The organism is Paraburkholderia sp. SECH2, from assembly GCF_030464795.1.
In the GTDB taxonomy this organism is placed as follows: Bacteria; Pseudomonadota; Gammaproteobacteria; order Burkholderiales; family Burkholderiaceae; genus Paraburkholderia; species Paraburkholderia aspalathi.
The window spans coordinates 156,624-167,299 of record NZ_JALPRH010000017.1; the positions used below are offsets into that span (position 1 = coordinate 156,624).

The window sequence follows — 10,676 nt, forward strand, 5'->3', positions numbered from 1 at the left end:
CAGCAGCAGCCGGCCGTTTTGAAGCGGCGCCAGACAGCTCACGCTGGGCACGCTTCGGTTTTTGTGGTTTGAGTATAAGAACGCGCTCGATAATCGAAAAATATGATATTTCTCTAGCTCAATCGGATTTCGTTATGGGATGAAGGAGCGAGCGACGCGCATGGACCTGCGGCAACTGCGGTATTTCGTCAAAGTGGTGGAGTGCGGCAACGTCACCCGCGCGAGCGAGGCGCTGCATATCGCGCAGCCCGCGATCAGCCAGCAGATGCGCAATCTGGAGCGCGATCTGGGGATGCAGTTACTCGAGCGCAGCGTGCAAGGCGTGGCGCCCACCGCCGCCGGGCAAACGCTGTACCGGCATGCGATCGAGTTGCTGCGGCAGGCTGACAGCACACGCGAACTCCTGCGCCAGGACGCCGAGCTGCCGCAGGGCAGAGTGTCTGTCGCCATGCCGTCGAGCACGGCGCGGATGATGGCGATCCCGCTTGCTCGCACAATCCGCGACCGTTACCCCGGCATCGCGCTGGAGTTGCTCGAAGCACCGAGCGCGGAGCTCGGCAGCCTGATCGGTAGCGGGAGGGTGGATCTGGCCGTCGTGGTGGATGCAGTCGAAACTCGCGGGGTGGCCGCGCAGAGGTTGCTCACCGAGGCGCTCTATCTGATTGCGTGGCCGGAATTTCAGATGCCGCGTGAGCCGGTGTCGATCGCCGAACTTGCGCGCATGCCGCTGATCCTGCCGAGCGCGCCGAATACGATTCGCAGCCGCGTCGAGTGGGCGCTGCGCGAAGCCGGGCTGCCGTGCGAGATTCTGTTCGAGGCCAGTTCCACCGCGTTGTTATTCGCGGCGGTGATGGCAAAACTAGGCGTGACGATCCTGCCGTGGACGGCCGCACATGTCGAACTCGATGAGCACAAGCTCAAGCTTGCCAAGGTCGATCACCGGTTGTTCTCGCGCGATCTGTCACTCTGCTGGCACGACACGGCCTTGCTCAGCAACGCCGTGCAGAAGGTCAAGGCGACGATACTCGAACTGTTCGACAGCATGGGAAAGCGGCCTGAGTGGGCGGCCGCGGATTAGGATGCCCTCACCCGCCGCACAAAGAGCCGCCGCGTGAGATCGAACGCCACCAGATTCCCCGCAACGACTAGCAGGAGCCCGAGCACCGCCAACGCGGACCATTGGTAGCCCTCGAATACCGTCGACGCCGCCAGCGCCACAATCGGAAACAGCACGGTGCAGTAGGCGGCCCGCTCCGGCCCGATGCGTCCGACCAGCATCAGGTACGCGGTAAAGCCGATCACCGAGCCGAAGATCGCCAGATAAGCGAGCGCGCCGAGATAACGCACGTCGGGTTCGATAGAGAACGAAAAGCCGGCCAGCGCGCTTCCCACCGTCAAGACGCCGGCGCCGATCAGCATGGCCCAGCTATTGGTGGCGAACGGGTGCAAACCCATCGATTGCATCCTGCTCGACAGCAGATTGCCCGCTGAAAAGCACAAAGTGCCAAGGAACGCGATCGCAAGTCCCAACCATACCGTGTGATCGCCCAGGTGTCCCGCCATCTGCTGGACGAACAGGCACACGATGCCGACGAGCCCCAACGCCGCCCCGGCAATCGCCGACGGTTGCAGAGGACGTCCCATGAAAAGCCGGCCGTTGATCGAATTCAGCAGCGGCGCGGTGGAAAACACCACCGCGACAAGGCCACTCGGCACCACCTGCTCGGCATAGTAGAAGCACAGAAAGTTCAGACAGAAGAGCGCGAGGCCTTGCGCGGCGAGGAAGCGCCAAGCGGCGCGGGGCGGCCAGATGGGCCGGCGCATGATGCGCAGCAGCGCGAACAGCACCAGCGCCGCGATCCAGAAACGCCACGCAATCGACACTGGCGGCGGCACCGCGCCCAGTTGCCATTTGATGGCGATCCACGTGGTGCCCCAGATCAGCACGGTGACGGCATAGAGCGAAAGGTTCATTGCAGTGCCTGCAGCAGCAAAAAGCGGAAACCCCACTATGCTGCAGCGTCGGCGGCGGCACTTGTCCAGGATTGCGCACTTTTTCGGAGGCGTGAGCGGCCGGCAATCGCTCGCCCTATACTGACGCTTACCCTGTCATCGAATGCATCCCGCTCGTTCCGTGAACGCCAGACCGCCCGCCACTGTGATCGAATCCACCGAAACGCCGTTCGGCCTTCAGTCGGTCTGTCACACGCTGCAGAGCGCCAACGCGAATCTCGAACGCTTCGCGTGGCTCGGCGACCGGCTCGCCATTGCCGTCTGGACCCGCGACACGGAGGAAGCCGAGACCGTCTATGACCGCCCCGGCCATCACACTCTGTCGTGCTATCTGGACGGCGGCTATCGCACCGAACGTCAGAAAATGCCCGGGCGCTACGGCGCGCCGTCACGGCTGTGTGCGTTGCCCGGCGAGCATGAGTCGCGCTGGTGGGTGCGTGGCCATATGCATTTCATGCATCTTTACTTTCTGCCCGAACACTTCACGCAGCGCGCTGTGCAGGAACTCGATCGCGAGCCACGCGAACTGACGCTGGCCGATCGCACCTATTTCGAAGACGCCCGCATCGCGCACCTGTGTCAGTCGCTCGCGAATGAAGACTGGCAGGATCCTGATGGCCTGCTGCGGACCAATGAAACCGCGCACGAAGTGTTGAGTCTGCTGCTGCGCGCACAAGGCGTGCGTCGCACGGATACGTCGCTCAAGGGCGGTCTGTCGGTTGCGACCCGGCGGCGCTTGCGCGACTACATCGAGAGCCATCTCGAGCAAACGCTCACGCTCGGCGAGCTTGCCGGTGTCGCAGCGCTGTCGGAGTTTCATCTTGCGCGCATGTTCCGCACGTCGTTCGGACTACCGCCTGCTGCCTGGATCGCGCAGCAACGGCTCGAACGTGCACGCACACTGCTGCGCACGACCAAGCTGCCGCTCGCACAGGTCGCCGAACAATGCGGCTATGCGAACGCCAGCCATTTCAGCCATCGTTTTCGTGAGAGCGTCGGTGTGGCGCCGACGGCGTATCGGCAGGTGGTGGGCGCGGCATAAGGGCCAACCGCGGCCAACCGCCCTCCCTCACTGCAACGCCATCGCCAATACACGCGCCACATGGATTGCGTCGATGCCTGTGCCATCACGAATCTGATGCCGGCAACTCGTGCCGTCCGCGACCATCACCGTATTGCCGTCGATCTTGCGCACCGCGGGCAGCAGTGACAGCTCCGCCATCGCCTGCGATGTCGCGTAATGCTCGGCTTCGTAGCCGAAGCTACCCGCCATACCGCAGCACGACGACTCGACCGTCGACACCTTCAACTCAGGAATCCAGTTCAGTACGGTTTGCACCGGCGTGAACGCGTCGAAGGCCTTTTGATGGCAGTGGCCGTGTACAAGCGCCTGCTCCTCCGCCAACGGCTTCAGCGCAAGCTGCAAGCGCCCGGCCTTTTCCTCACGCACCAGAAACTCTTCGAATAGAAATGCCTGTTTCGAAAGACGTCGCGCTTCTTCGCCGAAACCGTAGTGCAGAAACTCGTCGCGCAACGACAGCAAGCACGACGGCTCCAACCCGACTATCGGCACGCCACGTTCCACAAACGGCTTGAACAGATCGAGCATACGTCGCGCTTCCTGCTTCGCTTCGTCGACCAAACCCGCCGCGAGGAAAGTGCGGCCGCAACACACCGGGCGCTCGCCCTGGCGCGCATTGAAGTGCACCGTGTAACCCGCAGCTTCCAACACCTGCTGCGCGGCGCGCGCGTTTTCCGGCTCCATGTTGTTGTTGAACGTATCGACGAACAACAGCACTTCTTTCAGCGCGCCGCCTTGAGGTGGTTTGGCCGCCGACGCGCTCGCCAGGAACGATTTCTTGAAACGCGGCAACGTACGTTCAGGCGCAAAGCCGACCGAGCGTTTGAACCACGCCGACAACACCGGCACGTTGTCGGCCAATGCCATCAATCCTGGCAAGCGACTCGCCGTTGCCGCATAGCGCGGCATGAAGGCGACCAACCTGTCACGCAGACGCAGCCCATGCCGTTTGACACGCGCCGCCCGCGCTTCGATCTTGAACTTCGCCATGTCGACGCCCGTCGGGCAATCGCGCTTGCAGCCCTTGCACGAAACGCACAGGTCGAGCGTGTCCTTGACGTCGTCGCTAGCGAGTCCTGCTTCGCCGAGCTGCCCGGAGATCGCGAGACGCAGTGTATTCGCACGTCCTCGCGTCACATGTTGCTCATCCTTCGTCACGCGATAACTCGGGCACATGGTGCCCGCATCGAACTTGCGGCAATGGCCGTTGTTATTGCACATCTCGACGGCCTTCGCGAGACCGCCCGACAGATCGTTGCCGCTGCCCGGCAGCGTCTCCCGCCCCGTCAGCGGATCGCGTTCAACGTTCCATACGGACCAGTCGAGCGCGGTATCGATCCGCTGCGCTTCGTAGCCTGGCGCGAAGCGGAAGTTGCGTGCGTCGTCCATCTTCGGCGGACGTACGATCTTGTCAGGATTGAAGCGGTTGTCCGGATCGAACAGCGCCTTGATCTCCGTGAATGCCTGATTCAGACGCGGCCCGTATTGCCACGCTACCCATTCGCCACGGCACAAACCGTCGCCGTGCTCGCCGGAATATGCGCCTTTGTATTCGCGCACCAGGGCCGCCGCCTCTTCGGCGATCGCGCGCATCTTCACCGCGCCGTCGCGCCGCATATCGAGAATAGGCCGCACGTGCAGTGTGCCGACACTCGCATGTGCATACCAGGTGCCTTCGGTGCCGTTGCGATGAAAGACTTCAGTCAAACGGCTTGTGTATTCCGCCAGGTGTTCGAGCGGCACCGCGCAATCTTCAATGAAGGAGACCGGTTTGCCGTCGCCCTTCATGCTCATCATGATGTTCAGTCCGGCTTTGCGGACTTCCCACAGCGCTTTCTGTTCGTTCGCGGCAGGCATCTCGACGACCGAATCGGGCAAGCCCAGGTCGGCCATCAGTTCGGTGAGTTGTTTGAGCGACGCGAGTTGCTGGTCGCGGTCCTCGCCCGCGAACTCCACCAGCAGAATGGCCTGCGGCTCGCCGACCAGCGCTTTCTCGATCACCGGACGGAAAGCGGGATTGCTCATCGCCAGATCGATCATCGTGCGATCGACCAGCTCCACGGCCACCGGCTTCAGCTTGACGATGTGCTGCGTGAGATCCATCGACTGCCAGAAAGTCGGGAAGTTGACCACGCCCAACGTCTTATGCGTCGGCAATGGCGCGAGCTTCAGCGTCAATTGCCGGCTGAACGCAAGCGTGCCTTCCGAGCCGACCAGTAGATGCGCGAGATTCGCGATGCCGTCGTCGGTATAGGCGCGCGGGTTCTGGCAATCGAACACGTCGATGTTGTAGCCCGCGACGCGACGTAAGACTTTCGGCACGCGTTCGACAATTTCAGCATGCTCCCGCTCAGCAATCCGCTTCACACCTTCGACGATCTGCTGCAAACGCGCGCCTTGCGGCGCCTCACGCAATGAAGCGAAACGCGCTTCGCTGCCGTCGGCGAGAATGGCGTCGATCGCTTCGACGTTATGCACCATATTGCCGTATTCGATCGAGCGCGAGCCGCACGAGTTATTGCCGGCCATTCCCCCAATCGTGCACTGCGCCGCCGTCGAGACATCGACCGGAAACCACAGGCCATGCGGCTTCAACCATGCGTTCAGATGGTCCAGCACGACGCCCGGCTCAACCGTCACCGTGCGCGCGTCGGCATCAAACGCAACGATGTTGTTCAGCCACTTGCTGGTGTCGATCACCAGCGCCTCGCCAACGGTCTGGCCGCATTGGCTCGTGCCCGTGCCACGCGCGAGCAACGGCACTTTCTCGCTGCGTGCAATTTCCAGTGCGATGCGCAGATCGTCCTGATTGCGTGGCACCACCACGCCGATCGGCGTGATCTGATAGATGGACGCATCGGTCGAATAACGGCCGCGGCTCGCCGCATCGAACAACACGTCGCCGCGCAAAGACTTACGCAGATGCTGCGCGAGCGGCGACGTCAACCGTGCGGCGGACGGCACCAGATGGATCGGCTTGACGAGTAAAGCGGAAGTGGGGTTCGTCATATCGTCGGCCTATAGGAAAGCGGGCTAGTACAGCGTCAGGCTGATCGGCGCGAGCCCTTCAATACGCCCGCTTGCTGTGCCCGCGCTCTGCGGAAAAAACATGCCGGTGTACGAACCGGTGGTGACGACCATCTCCGGCGTGATCGCGATACCGCGCGAGGTGGCGTGATTGACGAGCCACGTCAGCAGGCGTCGCGGATCACCGGCCGGATTGGCGGGTGTCGTCGCCACCACGTCACTCCCGTCAAAGCTGAACTGCAGCAACGGCGTCACAAACGGAAAATCCTCGCGATACGGCGTAAATTCGCCGACAATCAACGCGCCGTGATTCTGCAAATCCGCAAGCTGGGCGAGCTTGTCGACCTTGGGCCAGTCAGCGTAACGGCTCGCCACAATCTCGATGGTCGCGCCGATCAAGCCGATACCTGCGTGCACGTCGGCTTCGCTATAGGGCGTTGTCGACGGCTCGAAGCGGCGGCCGAAACGGAATGCAATCTCCAGTTCGAGTCCTAGTGGCGCGAAGGCTTCACGCGGTAATCGTGCGCCGTCGGCGTGCAAATCGTTCGCCGGTAACGGTGCGCCCTGGATCGGGCCGCTGTCGGACTTCGCGCCGATCTTCCAGCCGCCGATCGGCGCGTTCAATACGTTCAGTATCTCGTGCTGGATCGCGTAGGCAGCGGTGCTGTCGGCGGGCGTTTGCTCAGGCGGCAACGCATCGAGCGTCAGGTGATTGCGGCGCGCGTCGGCGAGACGTTGACTCAGTGATGTTGTCATTGCTTTAAAGGCGAAGAGAGGGAACGGTGCGCTGTCTGCTTATGCACCCACGCCTGTGGTGGCGTGCGCATCATCGGCAGCGTTGAGCGCGAACTTGCTTTCCGGCTGCATGCGGAACGCGAGCACCACGCCGATCGCCATCAACAGCATGCTGCCGACGAACGGCAACTCCCAGCTGCCGAAGTAGTCGATCAGAAATCCGCCGACCACCGGCGAGATGATCGCGGCCAATGCCGAGCCGGTGTTCATCATGCCGCTCGCGGTGCCCGAGTATTCCGGCGCGATGTCCATCGGAATCGCCCACATCGGGCCGATCGTCATTTCGGCGAAGAAGAAGCCTGAGGCGAGACACGCCATCGACAGATACAGATCGTGCGTGAACATCAGCGGGATCAGCGAGAGCAGACAAAAGAACATGCACACCGACACCATCCAGCTCCGGGCGCGCTTCAGGCTGCGGGTCCGCGTGAAGATCCAGTCGGTCACGATGCCGCCGAGCGTGTCGCCGAGTACGCCGGCAAAGAACACGACCGAGGCGAAGATCGCCGACTTTTGCAGTTGCAGGTGATAGCTGTGCAGGAAGTACTGCGGAATCCAGCTGAGGAACAGCCACAAGGTCCAGCCGTAGCAGAAGTACACGATCGTGACCGGCCACATGCGGCGAAACAGTTTGCCCCACGGCACGCGGGCCGCTTTCGGCTTCGGCGCGGGGAGGACTTCGAGTTCCTCGGTCGTGATACGCGGATGGTCTTTCGGATGTTCGGTGAACGTGAACGCCCACACCGCCACCCACAGCAAGCTGAACACGCCGCAGATATAGAACGATTCGCGCCAGCCCCAGGTCGCCATCACCAGCACGATCAAGCCAGGCGCAACCGCATTGCCGATACGCGATGCCGCGTGGGTGATGCCCTGCGCAAAGCCGCGTTTTTCTTTCGCGACCCAACGCGCCATCGCGGACGTCGCAGCAGGAAACGTGGCGCCTTCGCCGAAACCGAGCAACACGCGTGCGGCCAGCAACGAGACGAGACCACCGGCGAAACCGGTCAGCAACGTCGCCACGCCCCAGATAGCGCCGCAGAAAATCAGCGTGCGTTTTGCACCGAAGCGGTCACTAACCCAGCCGCCGATGATCTGGAAAATCAGATACGGATAAGCGAAGGCCGAAAACACCAGGCCCACTTCCGTATGCGAGAGGCCGAATTCCTTGCCGAATCCTGCGGCCGCGGTGCTGACGTTGACGCGGTCGAGGTAAGTGATGAAGTACATGATGCATAGCATCACTAGAACGATACTGGTCGCACTGCTCACACGAAACCGCTTCATCGTCTCTCTCCATTGCAGTCTATCGACGGCGCGCCTGGAATGGCGCGCTGCGTCGTCGCCCGCCAGCGGCATGCGCTGTGGGTCCATCGCATGTTGTCCATGAGCCGCGTTCTATGTGCGGCTTCGTAAGGGAAGTGCCCCCGCCTTCCCTTGCTGCGAGATGCCTGTTGCTTGCTGCTTGCTGCTTGCTGCTTGCTATTTGCTGCCTGTCAGGCAGAGGCGCTGACGCACCGATGTGGTGAGCACCGATGCGCGTGGCGCGCCATCGCTTAAGCCGCGGCTTTCAGCCCCGAGGCTTTGGTCGGCTGGCTCAACCACTCCATAGCGGCAGGCAAGCCGCTTTCCTTGAGGGGCACACCCGCGAGCCGCAAGCCCATTTCGCAACCGGCCAGCGTCGCCAGCAGCATCAGGTCGTTGCAGTCGCCGAGGTGGCCGATGCGGAACATGCGGCCTTTCATCTTGCCGAGGCCCGTACCGAGCGACATGTCGAAGCGTTCGTAGATGAGCTTGCGCACGGCGTCGGCATCGATGCCTTCGGGCATCATCACGCCGGTCAGCACCGGGCTATACACAGCGGGATCCGCGCACTGAATCTCCAGACCCCACGCGCGGACCGCGCGGCGGGTGGCTTCGGCGAGACGCTCGTGACGGGCGAACACGTTGTCGAGCCCTTCGCCGAGAATCATCTCCAGCGCCTCATGAAGCCCATACAACAGGTTCGTGTTCGGCGTGTACGGCCAGTAACCGGTCTTGTTCATCTCGACGATGTCGGTCCAGTCCCAGAAGCTGCGCGGCAATTTGGCCTGCTTGCTGGCGGCCAATGCCTTCGGCGAGATCGCATTGAAGCTGATACCCGGCGGCAGCATCAAACCCTTTTGCGAGCCTGACACAGTGACGTCGACGCCCCATTCGTCATGGCGATAGTCGGCGCAGGCGAGGCCCGAGATCGTATCGACCAGCAGCAGTGCCGGGTGACCGGCAGCGTCGATCGCGCGGCGCGCGGCGGCGATGTCCGAGGTGACGCCCGTCGAGGTTTCGTTATGGACGACACACACGGCCTTGATCGCGTGTTGCGTGTCGGCGCGCAGACGCTCTTCGATCATGTCCGGCTGAACCCCGCGCCGCCAGCCTTCAATACCAGGCAGGCCGAGGAACTCAGGCTTCAGCCCGAGGCTTTCCGCCATCTTTTTCCACAGCGTCGCGAAGTGGCCGGTTTCGAACATCAGCACGTTGTCGCCCGGGCTCAGCGTGTTCGATAGCGCCGCTTCCCACGCGCCGGTGCCAGAGGCCGGATAGATCACCACCGGTTGCTGCGTCTTGAAGATTTTCTTGATGCCTTCGAGCACCTTCAGACCGAGTTCGCCGAACTCGGGGCCGCGGTGATCGATGGTCGGGTAGCTCATCGCACGGAGAATGCGATCGGGCACCGGGCTCGGACCCGGAATCTGCAGAAAGTGACGGCCAGCGGGATGAAAGTCTAGCTTGAGCATTGGGCTCCTCCGATTGAATTTTGCATGCAAAAAACTATATCAGATGATCCGTGACGATCCCAAGGCGAAAATTGCCTGCTGATACCGGTGTTTACCCGTGCTATTAACTAATCTGCATGGTTCCGATAAAATCGTACCTAACACGATGTTGAGGGCTTTTGTATGCAAAATTCGGATTTCGATGCGGGTGTGGCCGCTTCTCCGCTGATGCCGAAGGTTGAGCGTCAGCGTTTGCACGACACGGTGGTGGAGCACATTCGCCGCTTTATCGTCGAAGGGGTGCTCGAGCCGGGCAAGAAACTGAACGAGCGCGAGTTGTGCGAGACGCTTGGGATTTCGCGCACGCCGTTGCGGGAGGCGCTGAAGGTTCTGGCTGCCGAAGGGCTGATCGAGATTTCGCCGAATCGCGGTGCGTCGGTGTCGAAAATGTCGGAAGCGGAGTTGCGCGAGACCTTCGAACTGATGAGCGGTCTTGAGGCTTTTTCCGGCGAACTGGCGGCGGAGCGGATGACGGCTGCAGAACTCGCCGAGATCAAGGCGTTGCATTACGCGATGCTGGCTTGCCGGACGCAGAACGATCTGGCCGGGTACTACAGCCGCAACCAGGCGATTCACGACAAGATCAATGAGGCGGCGAGGAATTCAGCACTACGGCAGACGTATGTCGCGGTTAATCGACGCTTGCAGGCGTTGCGGTTCCGGTCGAATTTTCAGATCCCCAAGTGGGATAGCGCGATTCATGATCACGATGAGATGTTGAAGGCGCTCGAGGCACGAGATGGGAAGAAGTTGAGCGCGATTCTTCGGCAGCATTTGCTCGATAAGCGGGATGCGGTTTTGCAGGTGCAATCGCGGGAGGACGTGGCGGCTTCGGTGTTGAAGGCATAAGGTGTTTGGATGCTCGGCGCTTGTTGTCCGTGTTCTTGGCGCTTTGGCCTTTCCTTGATCTGGCTTTGGTGCCTTTCCTTGAATTGTTAGTGGTC

General features: G+C 61.8%; 8 protein-coding genes. 3 read left to right on the top strand and 5 right to left on the bottom strand.

Annotated elements, in window-relative coordinates:
• Window positions 1-160 precede the first annotated feature (160 nt).
• Window positions 161-1,078 carry a LysR substrate-binding domain-containing protein gene (locus M0D66_RS25300; RefSeq protein ID WP_054034910.1) on the top strand — a complete coding sequence of 306 codons (918 nt, stop codon included), beginning with the start codon at window positions 161-163 and terminating at the stop codon, window positions 1,076-1,078.
• Here M0D66_RS25300 and M0D66_RS25305 read toward each other — a convergent pair.
• Window positions 1,075-1,974 (bottom strand): DMT family transporter, encoded by a 900-nt coding sequence (locus M0D66_RS25305; protein ID WP_211705708.1) that lies wholly within the window; start codon window positions 1,972-1,974, stop codon window positions 1,075-1,077. The genes M0D66_RS25300 and M0D66_RS25305 overlap by 4 nt on opposite strands.
• Before the next feature lie 160 nt (window positions 1,975-2,134).
• On the opposite strand from M0D66_RS25305, the gene M0D66_RS25310 reads away from it, so the two are divergent.
• Window positions 2,135-3,055, top strand: coding sequence for an AraC family transcriptional regulator (locus tag M0D66_RS25310; protein WP_280530020.1), 921 nt, complete (start codon window positions 2,135-2,137; stop codon window positions 3,053-3,055).
• 27 nt (window positions 3,056-3,082) lie between these two features.
• Here M0D66_RS25310 and M0D66_RS25315 read toward each other — a convergent pair whose 3' ends face one another.
• The 4 genes from M0D66_RS25315 to M0D66_RS25330 all read right to left on the bottom strand — a co-directional run bounded on the left by M0D66_RS25315 (window position 3,083) and on the right by M0D66_RS25330 (window position 9,693).
• A complete protein-coding gene (locus tag M0D66_RS25315) occupies window positions 3,083-6,103 on the bottom strand; it encodes an FAD-binding and (Fe-S)-binding domain-containing protein (RefSeq protein ID WP_266211845.1) in 3,021 nt (1,006 codons plus the stop codon).
• 24 nt (window positions 6,104-6,127) lie between these two features.
• On the bottom strand, window positions 6,128-6,877 hold the full coding sequence (locus M0D66_RS25320) for a 2-keto-4-pentenoate hydratase (RefSeq protein WP_200652324.1): 750 nt from the start codon (window positions 6,875-6,877) through the stop codon (window positions 6,128-6,130).
• Between the two features lie 39 nt (window positions 6,878-6,916).
• On the bottom strand, window positions 6,917-8,203 hold the full coding sequence (locus M0D66_RS25325; RefSeq protein WP_200617597.1) for an MFS transporter: 1,287 nt from the start codon (window positions 8,201-8,203) through the stop codon (window positions 6,917-6,919).
• 269 nt (window positions 8,204-8,472) lie between these two features.
• Window positions 8,473-9,693 (bottom strand): alanine--glyoxylate aminotransferase family protein, encoded by a 1,221-nt coding sequence (locus M0D66_RS25330; protein ID WP_266211846.1) that lies wholly within the window; start codon window positions 9,691-9,693, stop codon window positions 8,473-8,475.
• A gap of 162 nt (window positions 9,694-9,855) precedes the next feature.
• Between M0D66_RS25330 and M0D66_RS25335 the strand changes: the two genes are divergently transcribed.
• The gene (locus tag M0D66_RS25335; protein WP_054034730.1) at window positions 9,856-10,581 is read left to right on the top strand and encodes a GntR family transcriptional regulator; all 726 of its coding nucleotides are present in this window, start codon (window positions 9,856-9,858) and stop codon (window positions 10,579-10,581) included.
• Window positions 10,582-10,676 lie beyond the last annotated feature (95 nt).

Excerpts from the sequence above, each read along its gene's own strand:
- M0D66_RS25300 (WP_054034910.1), top strand. The coding sequence starts at position 161 with ATGGACCTGCGGCAACTGCGGTATTTCGTCAAAGTGGTGGAGTGCGGC.
- M0D66_RS25305 (WP_211705708.1), bottom strand. The coding sequence starts at position 1,974 with ATGAACCTTTCGCTCTATGCCGTCACCGTGCTGATCTGGGGCACCACG.
- M0D66_RS25315 (WP_266211845.1), bottom strand. The coding sequence starts at position 6,103 with ATGACGAACCCCACTTCCGCTTTACTCGTCAAGCCGATCCATCTGGTG.
- M0D66_RS25320 (WP_200652324.1), bottom strand. The coding sequence starts at position 6,877 with ATGACAACATCACTGAGTCAACGTCTCGCCGACGCGCGCCGCAATCAC.
- M0D66_RS25325 (WP_200617597.1), bottom strand. The coding sequence starts at position 8,203 with ATGAAGCGGTTTCGTGTGAGCAGTGCGACCAGTATCGTTCTAGTGATG.
- M0D66_RS25330 (WP_266211846.1), bottom strand. The coding sequence starts at position 9,693 with ATGCTCAAGCTAGACTTTCATCCCGCTGGCCGTCACTTTCTGCAGATT.
- M0D66_RS25335 (WP_054034730.1), top strand. The coding sequence starts at position 9,856 with ATGCAAAATTCGGATTTCGATGCGGGTGTGGCCGCTTCTCCGCTGATG.